Raw genomic sequence first — 19758 nt, 5'->3', positions numbered from 1 at the left:
TTTGCAGGCCGGCGGCCGGGCGGCAGATGACGTTTTTGTCATCTTCCCGATGCGCGGCAAGCCGCCGCACCCGCCGATGCACACCCGCGGCGCTCAGCTGGACATCACGTAGACGCTGAGCTGCTCGTGCTTGGCGTGGCGCTTGGCGGTGGCGGCGGCGGTGGCCACGTCCTCGGCCCGCTGCAAGCTGCCCGGGCGTATGCGCACCGCGCCTATGCTCAAGGTGGTGCAGGGGTGGAAGCGCAGATCGCCATGCCTGTCCTCGGCCATGATGCCGCCGGCCTCGAGCGCGGCGGCGTCGAATAGATTGCGGGCCAGGTCGTTGAAACGCTCGACGATCTGCTCGCAGCGGTGCTCCCAGTCGTCGCTCTGGAACAGCATGACGAAATCGTCCCCGCCCACATGACCCAGAAAGTCGCGCTGGCTGTCGCAATGGGCGCTGGCGACGCGGGCCACCAGGCGGATCATCTCGTCCCCGCGCCAATAACCATACTCATCGTTGAAGGGCTTGAAGTGGTTCAGGTCGGCATAGGCGGCGACGAACTCGCGCCCGCTGGAGATCAGCCGGCCGATGTGCTGGCTGATGGGGATGTTGCCGGGCAGAAAGGTCAGCGGATTGGCGTGGCGCGCCGCCTCGATGCGGGCCTCGGTGACCGAACGCACCAGCTGCTCGCCCGTGCCCAGGCCCAGGTAGCGGCCCGCGCGGGTGATGATGAAGCCCTCGCGCAGATAGCGCTGGTCGGCCGAGGTCAGGACCGTGGTCAGGGCCTCGATGCCGGTGTCGGCATCCACGATCAGGGGCGTGGGGTTGGCGAACAGGGTGCAGGCCCGGCGCCCGTAGAGATCGTTGAAGAAAGGCTTGGCCCAGCGGTTGATGAACTGGCTGCGGTCCACCAGGGCGACCGGCTGCTGCTGGGCATTGAGCACGGCCACCGCATGCAATTGCTCGTGTTCGTTGAAGAGGCGCAGCAGCTGCTCGTGCGTGGTCTCCTCGTCGACGCTGACGGCCTCCATCATCAATCGCTCGGCCGTCACCCCGTTGCTGGAGGCGCGCCTGAGCTCGGGCAGCACGGCGATGTCATTGCTGGCCAGCACATCGCGGGCGGCGGTCAGGATCTCGCGCTGGCCCTGGCGGCTGGGCCGGCCGAGGAACCAGCCCTGGCCATAGGCCACGCCCAGATCGCGCAGCACGCGCAGCTCCTCGGCGTTCTCTATGCCCTCGGCCACCAGCTGGGCGCCAAAGGTCTCGGCCAGCTGCAAGAGGGCGCGAAAGGTCTGCAGCTTCTCCGCATGGGCGGGCAGGTCGTGGGTGAAGTATTTGTCGATCTTGACCAGATCGGGCTGCAGCTCCGACCACAGGCGCAGCGAGGAGCGGCCGTCGCCGAAATCGTCCAGCGCGATGCTCACGCCCTGGCGGCGCAGATAGGAGATGGCGCAGCGCAGGCTGTCGATGTCGGCGACGCGCTCATGCTCGGTCAGCTCGATGACGATGTCGGTGGCGCGCAGGCCCAGGGTCTCGCACAGGCTCAGGCCGCCCTGCCCCTGGTCCTGGGCCACGACGCTGGCCAGGGCCGCGGCACTCATATTGATCAGCAGCTTGCCGGCCAGTTTTTGCCCGCGCCAGTCCTTCAGCGCCTGCAGGGCGCAGCGCATCTCCAGCTCCACCGTCAGGCCCTCGCGGCGGCCGGCTGCGAACAAGGCGTCGGGGTATTCCAGGGCACTGCCCACCGGGCCGCGCACCAGGGCCTCATAACCAAAGATCAGGCCGGAATCCAGCTGGACAACGGGCTGGAACATGGTGCTCAGCAGGTCTTCATTGATCAGGGTCTGCACCCGCAGCGGAGCGGGGCGGTCCAGCGTGCGACTGGGCGCGGTCAAAGTACTCATGGGCACATGCTCGTGCCCGAGGATGACAGGCTCACGAAAGCTGAAATGGTGGATGCAAAAAATGAAAACCGTGTGAGTAATAAGTCACTCACACGGCTACAAACAGCGCACCGGCCAAGCTCGGGCCGCAAGGCCCGGGCCGGCCGCGCCTCAGACGCGGTTGGAAACGCCGGCGCTGCGCAGGCGGTCGATCAAGCGGCCGGCGATCTGCTGCAGCGGCAGCACCTCGTCTGCCGCGCCGGCCGCGATGGCCTCGCGCGGCATGCCGAAGACCACGCAGCTGGCCTCGTCCTGCACCAGGTTGTAGGAGCCGGCGTCCTTCATCACCTTCATGGCCTTGGCGCCGTCGGCGCCCATGCCGGTCAGCATGATGCCCAGGGCATTGGGGCCCACCACGCGGGCGGCGGAGTGGAACAAGACCTCGACCGAGGGCTTGTGGCGGTTGACGGGCTCGCCGTCCTGCACCCGGGCGATGTAGTTGGCGCCGGAGCGCTCCACGCTCAGATGGAAGCCGCCGGGCGCGATATAGCCATGGCCGGGCAGGATGCGCTCGCCGTCCTGGGCCTCCTTGACGCGGATGCGGCACAGACCGTCCAGCCGGGCCGCATAGCTCCTGGTGAAGCCGGGCGGCATATGCTGGGTGATGACGACGGCCGGGCAGTCGGCCGGCAGATTGACCAGCACGTCCTTGGTCGCCTCGGTGCCACCGGTGGAGGCGCCGATGAAGATGATTTTCTCGGTCGAGAGGCGGCCCAGGCTGGCCATGGAGACCGGCTTGGGCGCGGCCACCGGCGGCGCGCCCGGTGCGGCTGCGGCGGGCGGGGCCGGCGCACGGCGGATATGCGCTTTGGCGGCGATACGGATCTTGTCGGTGATGTCGTCGGCCAGCTGGCGGATGCCGTCGGCCACACCGATCTTGGGCTTGGCGACGAAGTCCACCGCGCCCAGCTCCAACGCCTTCAGCGTCACCTCGGCGCCGCGTTCGGTCAGCGTGGACACCATCACCACCGGCATGGGCCGCAAGCGCATCAGGCGGGAGAGGAAGTCCAGCCCGTCCATACGGGGCATCTCGATGTCCAGCGTGATGACGTCGGGGTTGAGGGAGCGGATCATCTCCCGGGCCAGCAACGGATCGGCGGCGGCGCCTATGCACTCCATATCGCTTTGGCGATTGATGATCTCGCTCAGAATACTGCGCACCAGCGCGGAATCGTCGACCACCACTACTTTGATTTTTGGCATCTTTTTCTCCTGGCCGTGCAGGACTTAGAACAAATCGACGGAACCGCCCGTGCTGACCACCGGCTGCGCCTTCTGGGCGGCGGCCCGATCCTGCTGGATCAGGGCTTCGGTATTGGCCGGAGCCAGGCGTTTGACCATGGCCTTGCCGCTGTGCGGCAAGAAGCAAACCTTGCGGGGGTAAATGTCCAGCACATCCTTGGAGACAATAGGGATGCGCTCCGTCTTCAGATAGTCGATGACGAAGTTGGTATTGCGCTCACCCACATTGATGGTGTTCATGCCCGCGATGACGGCGCCGCCACCAAAGATCTTGGCTTCCATACGGCTTTTGGAAGCCCCTCGCTTCATCATCTCGTTGATCAGCAATTCCATCGCGAAGGAACCATAACGGCCGGAGTCGCCGGCGCCATCGGGCAGCATGAAGTGGTTCATGCCGCCGATCTGGGCGTGGCGGTCCCACAGGCAGGCGGCGATGCAGGAACCCAGGGTGGTCATCACCAGCAGGTCTTCGTTGTCGACGAAATACTCGCCGGGCAGGATCTTGACGGCGGCATTCTTGAAATGGGCGTCATAGAAGAAGAAGGAGGCTTCCCCGTTCTTGCGCTGCACGGACTTCAGCTGCGCCACGCGCGCTGCCCCGGCCCCGCTCAATGACATCGCGCCCGCGGCTGCGGCGGCACCGACTCCAGAATAGGCGGAGGGATTGCTCATGGGTTTGTATCGGCCTTGAGGCTGCTGTCTTTAGGGTGAGTCTGCGCGCTGGCGTCAGACGCGCTCGTAAATCGTTTTGCCGCGCAGGCGAAATAGATCACGCGACTCGGTGAAATTTTCCGAATGCCCAACGAATAACAGCCCATGCGGACGCATGACCCGGTGGATGCGCTCCAGCACCTTGCGCTGCGTGGGCGCATCGAAATAAATCATCACATTGCGGCAGAACACCATGTGGAAGGGATCGCCCAGCGACCACTGGTTGTCCATCAGATTGAGGGTGCGGAACTCGATCCAGCGCTGCAGCTCGGGCTTGACGCGAATGCGGCCGGCGTTGGCGCCGGTGCCGCGCATGAAGAAGTTGCGCAGCCGCCCCTGGTCGAGGCCACGCGCATCGGCGTTGTAGACGCCGCGCCGGCAGGCGTTCAGCACATTGGTATCGATATCGCTGGCCGTGATCGAGACCTGGGCATTGCTGCCCAGGGCCTCGCTGCAGGTGATGGCGATGGAATAAGGCTCCTCACCGGTGGAAGCGGCGCAGCACCAGATGCGCACCGGCTTGCCGGCCCAGGGCTTGAGGTCGTCGGCCAGGGCGTGGAAGTGATGCTCCTCGCGGAAAAAGGAGGTCAGATTGGTGGTCAGGCAGTTGACGAATTCCTGCCATTCCTGCGTCGCCTGGGCGCCGGTGGTGGACTCCAGCCACTGCAGATAGGCGGCAAAGGACTTGTGGCCGGTGTCGCGCAGACGCCTGGACAGGCGGCTGTAGACCATGGCGTGCTTGCCCTCATGCAGGCTGATGCCCGCGTGTTTATAGATGAGTTCGCGGACGCGATCAAAGTCCTGTTTGCTGAAACTGAATTCGTGGTCGATGACTTCGGCGCCGGAGGCGCTAGGGGCAGCAGACATGTGATGAGCTCGGTTGGTCTGTCAGGGCTTATGCGCAGGTCACGATTTGATTTTGCATCTTCATCCAGTGTGATGGGCGATTAGCGTTCTGCATAGTCCGAACAACATGGGCAACAGCCCTTTGTTTCAAAAGTGTCAAATTCCCACCCCCTGCTAGACTGCCGACGCAAACGCCTTGGACTATCTTGGACAAAAGCCCCATAACCGCACAAATTGACGCCAGCCGGCTGCGGCTGGACTTGGCCATGCAGCTCTTGCAGCAGGCCGGTGCCCTGCTGCCGGAGTCCGAACCTTACGGGGAAGAATGGCTGCAGGCGGTGATAGACGCCTTGTGCGATTTGTCCAGCAAGGATGCCTTGACCGGCCTGGTCAACCGCCGCAGCTTTGAGATGGCCCTGTCCCGTGAGGTTGACCGGGTGGCCCGCTCCGGCGAGCCGGCCCTGCTGCTGATGCTGGACATCGACCATTTCAAGGCGGTCAACGACAGCTACGGCCATGCGGCCGGCGATCTGGTCCTGAAGGCCGTGGCGGGAGCCTTGAATCAGGTGGTGCGCCCCATGGATACGGTGGCCCGCGTCGGTGGCGAGGAATTCGCCATCGTCCTGCCCAGCTGCGCGGCCAGTTATGGCCTGATGGTGGCCGAACGGATGCGCGAACGCGTGTCGGAGCTGCGCGTGGAAGTAGCACCCGGACAAATATTGGCAGTGACGGTCAGCCTGGGCGGAGCGTTTGCGCCGCAGTGGGTGCGCTCCTCGTCGCTGCTGTGGATGGAAAGAGCCGACCGCCAGCTTTATCGCGCCAAGGCTGAGGGTCGCAACCGTGCCTGCCTGGAGACGCAAGTCGAATCCCTGGTGAGCGCCGAGGAAAAGGGCATGTTGTTTGCAGTAACGCAACAGGAAATCGAATGAGTACCAGCACAGATCCTGCTGCACAGAATCCCGCCCACACGGCAATGGCCGAGACACGCGCTGCGACATCGGCCAAAGGGGGGGCGCGCACCCTGGCCGTGACCAGCGGCAAGGGGGGCGTGGGCAAGACTTTTGTGACCGCCAATCTGGCCGCCGCCCTGGCCGCCCGCGGCCAGCGCGTGCTGGTGCTGGACGCCGATCTGGGCCTGGCCAATCTGGACGTGGTGCTGAATCTGCACCCCAAGCTGACCCTGCACGATGTATTCACCGAGAAGGCCACGCTGGAGCAGGCCATCCTGCCCGCGCCCGGCGGCTTTCATGTCTTGCTGGCCGGCTCGGGCATGGTGGAGTATTCGCGCCTGACGCCGGAGGTGCGGGACAAGCTGCTGGCCATCGTCGACCTGGTCAGGCCCCGCTTTGACTGGGTGTTACTGGATACCGGTGCCGGCATTTCGGATGTGGTCTTGTTCGCCGTCTCGCTGGCCAGCCAGGTGCTGGTGGTGGCCACGCCCGAGCCGACTTCGCTGACCGACGCTTACGCCACCATCAAGGTGCTGGCCACCCAGCAGGACCGCCGCGAGGTCAGCCTGCTGGTCAATCAGGCCAACCGGGTGGGCGAAGGCAAGCTGATCTGCGGCCAGTTGCAGCAGGTCTTGCAGCGCTTTGTCGGCACCAAGCCGGGCCAGAGCTTCAAGCTGGACCTGTTGGGCGAGGTCAGGCAGGACACGACCGTGCGCCAGGCCGTGCTCAAGCGCCAGCTGGTGATGGAGCATTTCCCCGGCTCGGATGCGGCCCAGGGCATCAAAGCCCTGGCCTTGAAGTTGATGGAACGATGAGCGAGACCGAAGACAAAGCCGCCCAACAGCCGGCCACAGCGTTTGAATGGGTGGGCGGCGAGGCCGCGGTGCGCGGCCTGGTCGACCATTTTTACGACTTGATGGACCTGGAGCCCGGCTTTGCCGAGCTGCGCAGCCTGCATCCCAGCAATCTGGACGGCTCGCGCGACAAGCTGCACTGGTTTCTGTGCGGCTGGCTGGGGGGGCCGGACCACTACATCGAACGCTTCGGCCACCCGCGCCTGCGGGCCCGCCACCTGCCCTTCCGCATCGGCATCAAGGAGCGTGACCAGTGGATGGCCTGCATGATGCAGGCCATGAACGAGCGCCAGCTGGACCCGCTGCTGCAAACGCGCCTGAGCGAGTCCTTGATGGGCACGGCGGACTGGATGCGTAACGTCTAATCGCCACGGACGGCGGATGCAGGGCTTTTCTGCACCTGCTGCAGCAAGACCATCAGCGCGCCGCTGCCACCATCGCTGGCGCGGGCCTGCACAAAGGCCAGCACCTGCTGCTTTTGCACCAGCCAGCGCCTGACCTTGGCCTTGAGCACCGGCTCGCGGCCGGGTGAGCCATTGCCCTTGCCGTGCACCACCCGCACACAGCGCAGGCCGCGGCGGGCGCTTTCCTGCACAAAATCCCCCAGGGCTTCGCGGGCCTGATCGCGGCGCATGCCGTGCAGGTCCAGCTGCGCCTGCAAGGCCCAGTGGCCGCGGCGCAGCTTGCTGAGCGCCTCTTGCGGGATCTCCGGGCGGCGGAAGGACAGGCTCTCGTCGGTCTCCAGCAGGGAGTCCACATCAAAGTCGTCCGACAAAGCTTGCAGCAAGGCCTGGCGCTCGTCCGCCTCGCGCTGCAAGGGCAAGGGTTGCGGGCGGGGCAAGGCGTGCTGGGCCCTTTGGGCCTGCGGCAGCGCCGTCACCGGCCCCACGCTCAGCTCGAACAGGCGCCGCTCCTGCTCGGCCAGGCGTGCCGCCGCGGCGGCACGTTCGCGCGCCTCTTCCGCCAGGCGGCGCTGCAAGGCCAGTTCGCGCTGCAGCAGCTTCAAATCCTGCAGGCTGTGCAGGGCGGGCAGTTTGGGGGCACGGCTCACAGCAGGCCTCGCTCGGCGAATGAGATCACCTCACCGCTGCCCACCACCAGGTGATCCAGCACCCGCATGTCCACCAGGGCCAGAGCGGTCTTCAGGGCCTGGGTCAGCAGCTCGTCCGAGCGCGAAGGTTCGGCCACACCGGAAGGGTGGTTATGGGCCAGGATGACGGCGGCACAGCCCAGGTCCAGGCCGCGCTTGATGATTTCCCGCGGGTAGACCGAGGTTTGGGTGAGCGTGCCGCGAAACATTTCTTCCATGGCAATCAGGCGGTGCTGGGCGTCGAGAAAGAGCACCGCAAAGACTTCGTGGGACAGGCCGGCCAGCTTCAGGCGCAGGAATTGTTTGACCGCCTCGGGCGCATCAAACACCGGCCGCTGGGCCAGCTCCTGCAAGAGCGAGCGGCGGGCAATCTCCAGCACGGCGGCAATCTCCGCCCGCTTGGCCGGGCCCAGGCCCTTGACTTTGGCCAGATCGGCCAGCTTGGCATGCAGAAGGCCATGCCAGCCACCGAATTGCTCCAGCAAGGCCTGCGCCAGTTGCAGGACCGGCAGGCCCTGCACGCCGGTGCGCAGCAAGAGCGCCAGCAGCTCGGCATCGGCCAGGGCTTGCGGGCCACGCGCCAGCAGCTTTTCGCGCGGGCGGGCGTCGGGTGGAAGGTCGGCTAGCGGCATGGCGGGTGGGAATTCAGGGGTGCAGGCAGAGTGCAACAGCGGCCAGGCTCTAAAATCCGCTCAGTCTAGCCAATATTGACGCCATGAATCTCATCCAAGCCGGCTCCTTTCTGACCCTGCATTACCGTCTTGCAGGCCCCGATGGGGGCGACGTGATCAACACCTTCGCCGACAAACCCGCCACCCTGACGCTGGGCACGGGCGAATTGTCGCCGGCCATCGAGGCACGCCTGATCGGCCTGGCCGAGGGCACGCGCAGCCAGTTCGAGCTGGCCGCCGGCGAGGCGTTTGGCGATCGCAACCCCGAGCTGCTGCAACGCGTGCGCCTGAGCCTGCTGCGCGAGCTGGGAGATCCGGACGAGCAGTACAGCGTCGGCGATGTGGTGCAGTTCCCCACACCCGACGGCCAGGGTTCCTACGCCGGCGTGGTGCGCGAGGTCGCCGACGACGCCTTGCTGTTCGACTTCAACCACCCGCTGGCCGGCCAGCCGGTGAGCTTTGAAGTGCAAGTGATCGGGGTGTTGTGAGATGAGCGAGCAAGAACAGGAAGTCCTGCTGGCCGAGCCGCGTGGCTTTTGCGCCGGTGTGGACCGTGCCATCGAGATCGTCGAGCGGGCCTTGCTCAAATTCGGCCAGCCCATCTATGTGCGCCACGAGATCGTGCATAACACCTATGTGGTGAATGATTTGAAGGCGCGCGGCGCCATCTTCATCGAAGAGCTGTCCGAGGTGCCGGCCGGCGCCACCCTGGTGTTCAGCGCCCATGGCGTGAGCCAGGAGGTGAGGCGCGAGGCGGCGCGGCGCGGCTTCAATGTCTTTGACGCCACTTGCCCGCTGGTCACCAAGGTCCATGTGGAAGTGGCCAAGCTGCACCGCGAGGGCTATGAGTTCATCATGATCGGCCACAAAGGCCACCCCGAGGTGGAAGGCACGATGGGCCAGCTCAGCGAGGGCATCTATCTCGTCGAAGAGGCGTCGGATGTGCCCCATGTGCGGGTCAAAGATCCCGCCAAGCTGGCCGTGGTGACGCAGACCACGCTGAGCGTGGACGATGCGGCCGAGATCCTGGCCGCCGTCAAAAAACACTTCCCGCAGGTGCGCGAGCCCAAGAAGCAGGACATCTGCTACGCCACCCAGAACCGCCAGGACGCCGTCAAGGTGATGGCCCCGCAGGTGGACGTGGTGATCGTGGTGGGCAGCCCCACCAGCTCCAATAGCAACCGCCTGCGCGAGCTGGCCCAGCGCCTGGGCACGCCCGGCTATATGGTGGACAGCGCCGAGGAGGTGCAGGCCGAGTGGCTGGAAGGCCGCAGCAAGGTGGGTCTGACGGCCGGCGCCTCGGCCCCCGATGTGCTGGTGCAGGCCGTCATCAACCGCCTGCGCGCTCTGGGCGCCACGGCCGTGCGCAGCCTGCCCGGCGTGGAGGAGCATGTGCGCTTCCCCCTGCCCATGGGCCTGGGCGACAAGTCCATGGCCGAAGTGAGTTCCTCCCGATCTTGAGCCTGCGCCCAGCTCATGCCGCGGCGCCACCATCGGGCGCCGCTTTGCTTTCATAGAATCAAGACCGTTTCAAGGAACTCCCAAATGCTAGACATCACCCTGCTGCGCAAAGACCTGGACGCCGTCATCGCGCGCCTGAACACCCGCAAGAATCCGCAAGCCTTTCTGGACGTCGAGCGCTACAGCGCCCTGGAGCATGAGCGCAAGGGCCTGCAGGTACGCACCGAAGAGCTGCAGGGCCGGCGTAACAGCCTGTCCAAGCAGATCGGCATGCTCAAGGGCAAGGGCGAAGACGCGTCCGGCCTGATGGCCGAGGTGGGCGGCATCGCCGATGAATTGAAGGCCAGCGCCGAGCGTCTGGACGCCATCCAGCAAGAGCTGGCCACGCTCTTGATGAGCGTGCCGAATCTGCCACACGAGAGCGTGCCGGTCGGTTCGGATGAAACAGGCAATGTGGAAGTGCGCCGCTGGGGCACACCACGCGCCTTCGACTTCGAGCTGCGCGACCATGTGGACCTGGGCGCCCCCCTGGGCCTGGACTTCGAGACCGGCGCCAAACTGAGCGGCTCGCGCTTCACCTTTATGCGCGGCCCCGCGGCCAAGCTGCACCGCGCCCTGGCCCAGTTCATGCTGGATGTGCAGACCGAGGAGCATGGCTATACCGAGTGCTACACGCCCTATATCGTCAACCGCGAGGTGCTGGAAGGCACGGGCCAGCTGCCCAAGTTCAAGGAAGATATGTTCTGGGTGCTGCGCGGCGGCGACGACGAGGCGGCCGAGCAATACCTGATCTCCACCTCGGAAATCTCGCTGACCAATAGCGTGCGCGAGCAGGTGCTGGACGCTGCCAAGCTGCCCATCAAGCTAACCGCCCACAGCCCCTGCTTCCGCTCGGAAGCCGGCAGCGCCGGCCGCGACACCCGCGGCCTGATCCGCCAGCACCAGTTCGACAAGGTCGAGATGGTGCAGATCGTCCACCCCGAGAAGAGCTATGAGGCGCTGGAAGAAATGGTCGGCCATGCCGAGGCCATTCTGCAAAAACTCGAGCTGCCCTACCGCGTGCTGACCCTGTGCAGCGGCGATATGGGTTTTGGCTCGACCAAGACCTATGACCTGGAAGTCTGGGTGCCGGCGCAAGGCGTCTACCGCGAGATCAGCAGCTGCTCCAACTGCGAGGCCTTCCAGGCGCGCCGCATGCAGGCCCGCTTCAAGAACGCGCAGGGCAAGAACGAGCTGGTCCACACCCTCAACGGCTCCGGCCTGGCCGTGGGCCGCACCCTGGTCGCCGTGCTGGAGAACTACCAGAACGCCGACGGCAGCATCACCGTGCCGGCCGTGCTGCGCCCCTATCTGAAGGGCCTGGACGTGCTGCGCGCCTGAAGCCGCTGCGCCCGAACCGAAAGAGCCCGCCGATGCATCGGCGGGCTCTTTTGCATTGCGGCCTGCCAGGCCTGGTGCCGACCTCAGCTCAGCTTGAACTGCGCCACCGTCTGCGCCAGATGGGCGGCCTGGTGTTTCAGGCTTTCGGCGGCAGCGGCGGATTCCTCCACCAGGGCCGCGTTCTGCTGCGTGACCTGGTCGAGCTGGGTGACGGCGTCGCCAATCTGGCCTATGCCCGTGCTTTGCTCCATGCTGGAGCTGCTGATCTCGCCGATCAGATCCGTCACCCGCTTCACCTGGTTGACGATATCGCCCATGGTTTTGCCCGCGTCATCGCAAAGCTTGGCGCCGGCCTCCACATTCTCGACGCTGGCACTGATCAAGCTCTTGATCTCCTTGGCGGCCTCGGCCGAGCGCTGCGCCAGCGAGCGCACCTCGCCCGCCACCACCGCAAAGCCCCGCCCCTGCTCACCGGCCCGGGCGGCTTCCACGGCCGCATTCAGCGCCAGGATATTGGTCTGAAAAGCGATGCCGTCGATGACGCCGATGATGTCGTTGATGCGCTTGCTGGAAGCGGTGATCTGCTCCATCGTCGCCACCACCCGGCCCACCACCTCACCACCCTGAGTGGCCACGGCCGAGGCGCTGGTCGCCATCTGGCTGGCCTGGCGAGCGGTGTCGGCGTTTTGCTTGACGGTGGCCGTCAGCTCCTCCATCGAGGCCGCGGTCTGTTGCAGATTGCTGGCCTGCTCCTCGGTGCGCTGCGAGAGATCGGCATTGCCGTTGGCAATCTCGGCGGAGCCGGTGGCGATCGAGTCCGAGCTATTGCGCACCCGGCTGACGATGTCCACCAGGCCGGCATTCATCTGCTTGAGCGAACTCAGCAAATGAGCGGTCTCATCCCGCCCCGTCACCTCGATGCGGGAACTGAGGTCGCCCGCACCGATGCGCTCTGCCGCGGCCACCGCTTGATTCATCGGCTGGGTGATGGAACGGGTGATCCAAACGGCGGCAACGGCGCCCATGCCCACGGCGGCCAGGCTCAGACTGGACACCAGCCAGACCGCGCTGCGATAGCCCTCGGCGGCCTCCTTGCTGCCGCGTTCCAGCAATACATCGTTGTAGTCCCACAAAGCGTCCAGCGATTTGTTCAGCACTTCGAACGCACTGCGCGACTCGCCGAATAGGAGTTTCTTGGCCAGCTCCAACTTGCTGGGATCCGCAGGTATCTGGTGGGAGAGCGCACGCAAGCGGCTCCACAGCGCCTGATAGGCCGACACGGCGCTGCGGACGGCATCCAGATTGCGTTTGTCCGTCTCGTCGGCAACCAGCGGATCATAGGCCTTGAGGCCGTTCTCGATGTTTTTATGGATGCCGGCGATACGCTGCTCCATTTCGTCCATCTCTTTTTCGGTCGAGAGCAGCAAATGCTGGCTTTCGAGCCGGCGCAGGCTCTGAGTCGAGCTGCGCAAGGTGTCCACGATTTTCAGCGACGGTACGACGTTGACGGAGAAGAACTCGACATGCTCATTGATCGAGCCGATCTTCAGGATGCCGATCAGGGCAATGCTGATCAGCAAGCCCAGCAACACACAGAAACCTGCGCCCAAGCGCAGCCCAATGTTCACGTTTCTGATGTTCATCAGTGATTCCTTCCAGATGCGACCTCGGACCGGTTGCTTCAATGGCAACCTTGGTGGCCCGCGGGAATCCCTGCATCAGAACCTTATCGACAGGAAGGCGACAAACATGAAGATATTTGATTTCTTGCAATCACTGCAAAAACTACGCTACAATCTAAGGCTTCACTCGGTAACAAGTTAAATATTGCTATCGACGCGCCAAATACCGGAGAGGTGGCAGAGTGGTTGAATGTACCTGACTCGAAATCAGGCGGACGGAAACGTCTCGGGGGTTCGAATCCCCCCCTCTCCTCCAGTAAAGAAACCCCTAAGCAATTGATTTGCTTAGGGGTTTTTCTTTTCTTGCTGTCGGAAGTTCGCCCTCGGACGCTGCGCGGCCGCCTCATTTGCTTGCGCAGGCTGAGGCGGCTTTATTGGCCAGGCTTTCTTGGCTCGCTTCAGTCCGCCAGGAATAGCGACTGCAGATCGCTGAGAAAGTCGAAGCCTCGCTCGCTGGCGGCGATGCGGGCCGGATCGGCCAGCAACAAACCCTTGCTGCGGCCGGCCGCCATGGCCTTGGCAATGCTGGAGGGCGGCAGGCCGGTGCGCTCCAGGAACTGGCTCACAGGCACGCCTTCGCGCAGGCGCAAGGCATTGAGCATGAACTCAAAAGGCAGCTCGGCGCGGCTCACCTCGTGCTCGTTCGACACCGCCGCCCCCTCTAAGGCCTTGGCGCTATAGGCCGCCGGCTCCCGCCAGCGCACCTGGCGCAAAACCCGGTGCGGAAAGGACAGCTTGCTGTGCGCCCCGGCGCCAATGCCCAGATAGTCGCCAAACTGCCAGTAGTTCTGGTTGTGGGCGCAGCGGTGGCCGGCGCGCGCATAGGCCGAGACCTCGTAGCGCTCCATGCCTTGCTCACCGGTGCGGGCGGTGATCAGGTCCAGCATCTCGCTGGCCAGGTCGCCGTCCGGCAAATTGCTGGGCGGCGCCACGGCGAAGCGGGTATTGGGCTCTATCGTCAGGTGGTAGACCGAGAGATGCGGTGGCTGATAGGCCAGGGCCGTGCGCAGCTCTTCATCCAATTGCGCCAGACTTTGCTGGGGCAAGGCATACATCAGGTCGATATTGAAGGTCTCGAAGGCCTGGGCCGCCTCGGCAATCGCCGCGCGTGCCTGCTCGCCGCTGTGCACCCGGCCCAGGGCTCCCAGCTTGCCGTCGTCAAAGCTCTGCACACCGATGGACAAACGCGTCACGCCGGCGGCACGGAAGCCTTTGAAGCGGTCGCGCTCGAAGGTGCCGGGGTTGGCCTCCAGCGTGATCTCGCAGCCGGCCTCCAGGGGCAGGCGGGCGCGCAGATCGGAGATCAATTCGGCGATCTGTTCCGGCGCGAACAGGCTGGGCGTGCCGCCACCGATGAAGATGCTGACCACCGGCCGGCCCCAGATCAGCGGCAGGGCCGCCTCCAGATCGGCCCGCAGCGCGGCCAGATAGGCACGCGCCGTGTCGACGGGCAAGGACTTTTCGCCGCCGCGGATTTCATGCGAGTTGAAGTCGCAGTAAGGGCATTTGCGCAGGCACCAGGGCAGATGCACATAAAGCGACAGCGGCGGCAGGGCTGCCAGCGTGAGCGTGCCCGGGCGCATCAGATGCAGCAGCTCAGCCAAGATGCCAGACCTCGCGCAACTGCCGCAGCAAGTCGGCGGCGGCCAGGGCCCGATGGCTCAGCGCATTCTTTTGCGCTGCGCTCAGCTGGGCCACGCTTTGGCCCAGACTGGGGATGAACATCAGCGGGTCATAACCAAAACCGCCCTCGCCCGCCAGCGCCGGCAAGATCTGCCCCTGCCAGCGGCCCATGGCGATCAGGGGCTCGGGATCGGTGGCGCTGCGCACGGCCACCAGCGAGCAGACAAAGCGCGCCGCGCGCTGCGCCGGCTCGCGCAGATGCGCCATCTGCGCGAGCAGCACGCGGTTGTTGTCGGCGTCCGTCTTGGGCTGGCCGAACAGCGTGGCATAACGCGCCGACAGCACGCCCGGCGCGCCGCCCAAGGCCTCCACCGCCAGGCCGGAGTCATCGGCCAGGGCCGGCAGGCCGCTCAAGCGCGCGGCGTGGCGCGCCTTGGCCAGCCCGTTCTCGACAAAGCTGTCAAAAGGTTCCTCGGCCTCGGGAATACCCAGCGAGCCCTGCGTCACCAGCTCCACGCCCAGGGGCGCGAACAGCGCCTGCAACTCCGCCAGCTTCTTGGCATTGTTGGAGGCCAAAACCAAACGCGTCATCAACATCTCGACTCAAAGTCCCAGGGCCTGGCGCTGAGCGGCCAGCAATTCGCCAATGCCTTTTTCGGCCAGGTCCAGCAGCGCATTCATCTCGACTCGGCTGAAGGCCGCGCCCTCGGCCGTGCCCTGCAGCTCCACCATGCCGCCGGCAGCGGTCATCACCACATTCATATCGGTGTCGCAGCCGGCGTCCTCGGTGTACTCCAGGTCCAGCAAGGGCTGGCCGTTGACGATGCCGACCGAGATGGCGGCGACCGCATCCTTGATGGGCGTTTGTGCGATCTTGCCCTGCGCCAGCAGCCAGCTGACCGCGTCAGAAGCGGCCACAAAGGCGCCGGTGATGGCGGCCGTGCGGGTGCCGCCGTCGGCCTGCAGCACATCGCAGTCCAGGGCGATGGTGCGTTCGCCCAGCAGGCTCAGATCGAACACACAGCGCAGCGAGCGGCCGATCAGACGCTGGATCTCCTGCGTGCGGCCGCTTTGCTTGCCGCGGGCGGCCTCACGGTCGCTACGGGTGTGGGTGGCGCGGGGCAGCATGCCGTACTCGGCCGTCACCCAGCCCTCGCCCGAACCGCGCTTGTGCGGCGGCACTTTTTCCTCCACCGAGGCGGTGCACAACACCTTGGTGCCGCCGAATTCGATCAGCACCGAGCCCTCGGCATGGCAGGTGTAGTTGCGGGTGATGGTCACCGGGCGCAGGGCGTTAGCAGCGCGTCCAGCCGAGCGCTCAAAAGTGCCCGGCAGTATGTTCTCAGCAGTCATGAATGAAGAATCCTCAGGTTTTCTTTGTGCCAACGCGGCTGGACATGATTTCCCGCAGCCGCGTTGAATCCGGCATTGCAGCCGGCATCAAGGCCTCGGCCGGCTCGCTGCTGGCCCTTTGCTTGGCCAGGCGTATGGTTTCGTTGATTTCGCGCACCGAGCGCTCGATCTCGGCCTCGTCCATCTCGAAGCGGCGCTCATTGCCCAGGCCCAGGCCTTGAATCGTCGAGGCGAAGCCCAGATCCTTCAAATCCTGGCTGGAATCGGGGTCGGGCTCGCCCGCGCCCTCCCACTCCACCGCCAGGGCGGTGACATTGTCGCAGCGTGGGCCGCCGTTGCGCAGGGCCTGCTCGACCAGCTCGGGCACGCCATCGGTGATGGTATGCGCCGCCAGCAGGCTGACGATCTCGTCGTCGGCCACGTTGTCCCACAGGCCGTCGGAGCACAGCAGCAGGCGATCTCTCATCTCCAGCTGCATGGGGCCGAAGCTGTCTATCATGGGCTTGCCCGGGCTGCCCAGGCAGGTGAACAAGACATTGCGGTTGAAATGCTCACCCGGCTGCGGCAGACGGCCCAGGGCGGTCTGCAGCTCGCTATAGGAATGGTCGCGGGTGCGGGCCACCAGGCGGCCGGCGCGCAGCATATAGAGGCGGGAATCGCCGCAATGCGCCCAGTAGGCGGTGCGCCCCTGCAACACGCAGGCCACGACGGTGGTGCGCGGCGTGTCGCTCATGCCTTTCTCCGCGCCATAGCGCAGCAATTGCTGATGCGCAATCTGGACGGCGTCCTGCAAAAATTGGCCGGGATCGACCAGCGCCGGGGCCGCCTCCCGCTGAAACATGGCGGCCAGGGTTTGCAAGGCCAGTTGCGCGGCGACCTCGCCCTCGGGGTGGCCGCCCATGCCATCGGCCAGAGCAAACAGACCCGCCTCGCGGGTGTAGCAATAACCCATGCGGTCTTCGTTTTTCTCGCGCCCGCCCTTGCGGCTGACCTGGTAGGTGCTGAATCTCACGCCTTGGCCCCGGTCTTCAGATTCTCCAACTGCAGTTTCAGGCGCTCGCTGAAGGACAGCTTGGTGTAGCGCCTCTCGGTCTCGCGCGACAATTCTTTTTGCAGCGCAAACACGCTTTGCGGGCGCGACAGCGGGTCCAGCGCCATGCACCACTCGGTCACCTCGATGAGGTTGTCGGAATAGACATTGCGCAGGCGCGACAGGCTCAGCGCCAGCCGGTCTTTTTCCAGGCGCTGCGGCGCGTCGTTAGGCGGATAGCCCTGCATGCAGGCATAGATGCAGGCGCCGATGGCGTAGATATCGGTCCAGGGGCCTAGCGCGCCATCGCGCCGGTACATCTCGGGCGCGGCAAAGCCGGGCGTGTACATGGGGCGGATGAAATTGCCTTCCTTGCTCAGCACCTCACGCGCGGCGCCGAAGTCCAGCAGCACGGCCTTGTTCTCGTTGGTGATGAAGATATTGGCGGGCTTGATGTCCAGATGCAACATCTTGTGCTGATGCACGATGCGCAGGCCGCGCAGGATCTCGTCGAACAGGCTGCGTATGGTGGACTCGCGGAACACCTTGTCGCGCTTGAGATCGCGGGCGGTGACGATGAAGTCCTGCAGGGTATCGCCCTGCAGATAATTCATCACCATATAGACCGTTTCGTTCTCGCGCAGAAAGTTCAGCACCGAGACCACGCTGGGGTGCGAGATCTGGGCCAGCGAGCGGCCTTCCTCGAAAAAGCTCTTCAGGCCCAGGCGGTAGAGCGGCTGCTTCTCGGGTTTGACACGCGGCGTCAACTCGCCGGGCGAACGCTCGGCCAGGCTGGAAGGCAGGTATTCCTTGAGGGCGACGAGATGGCGCTCGGGGTCTTCGGCCAGATAAACCACCCCGAAGCCACCGGCGGCCAATCGCTTGATGATCTGGTAACCCCCGACCACCGTTCCTGCGGGCAGTGGGGCCGGTTTCGGCTTTGACATAATTGACTTTTATTTCCACACCGGACGCTAGATGCCAGTCTACAGCATGACCGGATATGCCAGCGCCAGCTCGCAATCCACCTCCCCCAGTGAAAACTCCCCGGCCGGCAGCGCCAAGCTCTCGGTCGAGATCCGCTCGGTCAACGGGCGCTTTCTGGACCTGGGTTTTCGCATGCCCGAAGACCTGCGCGGCCTGGAGCCCGCCCTGCGCGAGCTGCTGACGGCCAAGCTCAAGCGCGGCAAGATCGAACTGCGCATCAACACCCAGCGCGAAAACGACAGCAACTGGCCGCAACCCCAAGCCGAGCAGTTGGGCAAGCTGGCCCGTCTGGAAGGCTCGGTGCAGAACTGGCTGCCCAAGGCCCAGCCCCTGTCCGTGCACGAGGCCTTGCAATGGTGCAAGAGCGGCGGCAATGCCAGCGAGAAGCTGGACGAAGCCGCCATGGAGGCCACCAAGGCCTGCTTGCAAGGCCTGCTGGAAGCGCGTGAACGCGAGGGCGAGAAACTGGTCGCCATTCTGATGGAGCGCATCAAGCATCTGCGCAAGCTGGCCGATGCCGCCGAACCCCTGCTGCCCGCCATCGTGCAGCGCCAGCAGCAGCGCTTTCTGGAGCGCTGGCAAGAAGCCCTGGCCAACACCGGTGCGGCCCAGACCATCCCCGAGGAGAATCTGCGCGAGCGTGCCCTCAACGAGGCGGCGGCCTATGCCATCCGCATCGACGTGGCCGAAGAGCTGGCCCGCCTGCGCGCCCATCTGGAAGAAATCGCCCGCCTGCTCAAAAAAGGTGGCGAGATCGGCAAGCGCCTGGACTTCCTGATCCAGGAACTGCACCGCGAGGCCAACACCCTGGGCTCCAAGGCCGCCGCCCTGGAGCTGACCAATATCTCGGTGGAGATGAAGGTGGCGGTCGAGCAGTTGCGTGAGCAGGTGCAAAACATTGAATGACGCTGGGCGCCAGCCGGCCTCAACACCATGCCCCGCTACCACCCGACCCTGTTGCTGAGCGCCCTGCTGCTCGGGCTCTGCGCCCTCCCCGCCGCGGCCCAGCCAGCCGGCGCCGCGGGCCTGGACGCCCTGCCCCGCCCCAGCACCCCACCGGCCGAGACCGGGCCGGTGGTACCGGCCCAGGTAGAGCGCTGGCGGCGCGAGGCCGAGGCCCTGGAGCATGGTGATGGCGTGCCCCGCGATGCCGTGGCCGCCGCCCAACTCTATTGCCGCGCCGCCCGCTTCGGCGACCCGGTGGCTCAGTTCAATCTGGCCTGGATGCTGGTCAACCCGCGCGGCATCGCCCGCGACGATGCCCAGGCCGCCCACCTCTTTGCCGCCGCGGCCGAGCAAGGCATGGTGCAGGCGCAGAATATGCTGGCCGCCATGGGCACGCCCCAGGGCCCACCCCCGGCCTGCCTGCGCCCGCCCGACAGCGACCCGGCACCACTGGCCGCAGCCCCGAAAAAATCCGCGCAGCTGGCCGCCATCAAGCCACCGCCGCCGCCGGCCAATGCACCCGCTGCCATTGTTCGTTATGTCGATCTGCATGCGCCCGACTACCAACTCGCCCCGCATCTGGTGCTGGCCGTGATGGCGCGCGAGTCCAACTTCGATCCGCAGGCGCTGTCACCCAAGAATGCGCAAGGCCTGATGCAACTGATCCCCGAGACGGCCGCCCGCTTCAAGGTCGCCAAGCCCAGCGATCCGGCGCAGAACATCCGGGGCGGCATGGCTTATCTGCGCTGGTTGCTGGCTTATTTCGAGGGCGATCTGCTGCTCACGCTGGCGGCCTACAACGCCGGCGAGCGCGCGGTGGAGCGCTATCAAGGCGTGCCGCCCTATGCCGAAACCCGCAACTATGTGTTGCGCATCATCGCCTCGATGAACGGGCAGTTGGTCCACCCCTTCGACCCCAGCGTCACCAGCCCCTCGCCCATGCTGCCGCTGCGGCGCGCCGGGCTGGCCAGCAGCGGCCGCGGCAAATAGGCTGGGCAAGCCGGCCA

The 19758-nt window shown here is 65.3% G+C and carries 20 protein-coding genes and 1 tRNA gene; 9 read left to right on the top strand and 12 right to left on the bottom strand.

Features of this window, described 5'->3' with window-relative positions:
* Positions 1-93: 93 nt before the first annotated feature.
* From HNP55_RS11630 to HNP55_RS11615, 4 genes are all read right to left on the bottom strand, one after another.
* On the bottom strand, positions 94-1887 hold the full coding sequence (locus HNP55_RS11630; protein ID WP_184299390.1) for a GGDEF domain-containing protein: 1794 nt from the start codon (positions 1885-1887) through the stop codon (positions 94-96).
* A 150-nt stretch (positions 1888-2037) separates the two neighbouring features.
* Entirely contained in the window at positions 2038-3129 is a 1092-nt protein-coding gene (locus HNP55_RS11625; RefSeq protein WP_184299388.1) for a chemotaxis response regulator protein-glutamate methylesterase, read from the bottom strand.
* 24 nt (positions 3130-3153) lie between these two features.
* Positions 3154-3840 carry a chemoreceptor glutamine deamidase CheD gene (cheD, locus tag HNP55_RS11620; protein ID WP_184299386.1) on the bottom strand — a complete coding sequence of 229 codons (687 nt, stop codon included), beginning with the start codon at positions 3838-3840 and terminating at the stop codon, positions 3154-3156.
* Between the two features lie 54 nt (positions 3841-3894).
* Positions 3895-4746 carry a CheR family methyltransferase gene (locus HNP55_RS11615; RefSeq protein WP_184299384.1) on the bottom strand — a complete coding sequence of 284 codons (852 nt, stop codon included), beginning with the start codon at positions 4744-4746 and terminating at the stop codon, positions 3895-3897.
* Between the two features lie 185 nt (positions 4747-4931).
* On the opposite strand from HNP55_RS11615, the gene HNP55_RS11610 reads away from it, so the two are divergent.
* From HNP55_RS11610 to HNP55_RS11600, 3 genes are read left to right on the top strand one after another with little or no spacing between them, the layout of a single operon-like run.
* Complete coding sequence (locus HNP55_RS11610) at positions 4932-5654, top strand: GGDEF domain-containing protein (RefSeq protein WP_409993737.1); 723 nt, start codon at positions 4932-4934, stop codon at positions 5652-5654.
* Entirely contained in the window at positions 5651-6490 is an 840-nt protein-coding gene (locus tag HNP55_RS11605) for a MinD/ParA family protein (protein ID WP_184299382.1), read from the top strand. The genes HNP55_RS11610 and HNP55_RS11605 overlap by 4 nt, the downstream gene beginning before the upstream one ends.
* Positions 6487-6894: a group II truncated hemoglobin gene (locus tag HNP55_RS11600; protein WP_184299380.1), complete on the top strand. Its 408-nt coding sequence runs from the start codon at positions 6487-6489 to the stop codon at positions 6892-6894. Before HNP55_RS11605 ends, HNP55_RS11600 begins: the two co-directional genes overlap by 4 nt.
* Here HNP55_RS11600 and HNP55_RS11595 read toward each other — a convergent pair.
* Both HNP55_RS11595 and radC read right to left on the bottom strand, forming a co-directional pair.
* Entirely contained in the window at positions 6891-7580 is a 690-nt protein-coding gene (locus tag HNP55_RS11595; protein WP_348648694.1) for a Smr/MutS family protein, read from the bottom strand. The genes HNP55_RS11600 and HNP55_RS11595 overlap by 4 nt on opposite strands.
* Positions 7577-8251, bottom strand: coding sequence for a RadC family protein (radC, locus tag HNP55_RS11590; protein WP_184299378.1), 675 nt, complete (start codon positions 8249-8251; stop codon positions 7577-7579). Before radC ends, HNP55_RS11595 begins: the two co-directional genes overlap by 4 nt.
* Positions 8252-8334: 83 nt before the next feature.
* Between radC and HNP55_RS11585 the strand changes: the two genes are divergently transcribed.
* The 3 genes from HNP55_RS11585 (at position 8335) to serS (ending at position 11131) form a co-directional block, all read left to right on the top strand.
* On the top strand, positions 8335-8778 hold the full coding sequence (locus HNP55_RS11585) for a peptidylprolyl isomerase (RefSeq protein WP_184299376.1): 444 nt from the start codon (positions 8335-8337) through the stop codon (positions 8776-8778).
* 1 nt (position 8779) lies between these two features.
* Entirely contained in the window at positions 8780-9751 is a 972-nt protein-coding gene (ispH, locus tag HNP55_RS11580; protein ID WP_184299374.1) for a 4-hydroxy-3-methylbut-2-enyl diphosphate reductase, read from the top strand.
* 84 nt (positions 9752-9835) lie between these two features.
* Positions 9836-11131, top strand: coding sequence for a serine--tRNA ligase (serS, locus tag HNP55_RS11575; RefSeq protein WP_184299372.1), 1296 nt, complete (start codon positions 9836-9838; stop codon positions 11129-11131).
* 83 nt (positions 11132-11214) lie between these two features.
* Here the strand turns inward: serS and HNP55_RS24660 are convergent, their stop codons facing one another.
* Positions 11215-12774, bottom strand: coding sequence for a methyl-accepting chemotaxis protein (locus HNP55_RS24660; RefSeq protein ID WP_184299370.1), 1560 nt, complete (start codon positions 12772-12774; stop codon positions 11215-11217).
* 207 nt (positions 12775-12981) lie between these two features.
* Between HNP55_RS24660 and HNP55_RS11565 the strand changes: the two genes are divergently transcribed.
* A tRNA-Ser gene (locus HNP55_RS11565) sits at positions 12982-13069 on the top strand.
* A gap of 142 nt (positions 13070-13211) precedes the next feature.
* Here the strand turns inward: HNP55_RS11565 and hemW are convergent.
* The 5 genes from hemW to HNP55_RS11540 are packed head-to-tail and all read right to left on the bottom strand — an operon-like array spanning position 13212 to position 17766.
* Positions 13212-14396, bottom strand: a complete 1185-nt coding sequence (gene hemW / locus HNP55_RS11560; RefSeq protein ID WP_184299756.1) for a radical SAM family heme chaperone HemW — start codon at positions 14394-14396, stop codon at positions 13212-13214.
* A gap of 13 nt (positions 14397-14409) precedes the next feature.
* Positions 14410-15027 (bottom strand): RdgB/HAM1 family non-canonical purine NTP pyrophosphatase, encoded by a 618-nt coding sequence (gene rdgB / locus HNP55_RS11555; RefSeq protein ID WP_184299368.1) that lies wholly within the window; start codon positions 15025-15027, stop codon positions 14410-14412.
* A gap of 12 nt (positions 15028-15039) precedes the next feature.
* Complete coding sequence (rph, locus tag HNP55_RS11550; protein ID WP_184299366.1) at positions 15040-15789, bottom strand: ribonuclease PH; 750 nt, start codon at positions 15787-15789, stop codon at positions 15040-15042.
* A gap of 13 nt (positions 15790-15802) precedes the next feature.
* Positions 15803-16801 (bottom strand): protein phosphatase 2C domain-containing protein, encoded by a 999-nt coding sequence (locus HNP55_RS11545; protein ID WP_184299364.1) that lies wholly within the window; start codon positions 16799-16801, stop codon positions 15803-15805.
* Complete coding sequence (locus tag HNP55_RS11540; protein ID WP_124452248.1) at positions 16798-17766, bottom strand: serine/threonine protein kinase; 969 nt, start codon at positions 17764-17766, stop codon at positions 16798-16800. The genes HNP55_RS11545 and HNP55_RS11540 overlap by 4 nt, the downstream gene beginning before the upstream one ends.
* 46 nt (positions 17767-17812) lie before the next feature.
* Here HNP55_RS11540 and HNP55_RS11535 point away from each other — a divergent pair, with 46 nt between their 5' ends.
* Positions 17813-18712: a YicC/YloC family endoribonuclease gene (locus HNP55_RS11535; protein WP_348648693.1), complete on the top strand. Its 900-nt coding sequence runs from the start codon at positions 17813-17815 to the stop codon at positions 18710-18712.
* A 27-nt stretch (positions 18713-18739) separates the two neighbouring features.
* The gene (locus HNP55_RS11530; protein WP_184299360.1) at positions 18740-19741 is read left to right on the top strand and encodes a lytic transglycosylase domain-containing protein; all 1002 of its coding nucleotides are present in this window, start codon (positions 18740-18742) and stop codon (positions 19739-19741) included.
* Positions 19742-19758: the final 17 nt, after the last annotated feature.

The organism is Roseateles oligotrophus, assembly GCF_014204525.1.
Classification (GTDB): Bacteria; Pseudomonadota; Gammaproteobacteria; order Burkholderiales; family Burkholderiaceae_C; genus Paucibacter_A; species Paucibacter_A oligotrophus_A.
This window is presented reverse-complemented; position numbering and strand designations above follow the sequence as displayed.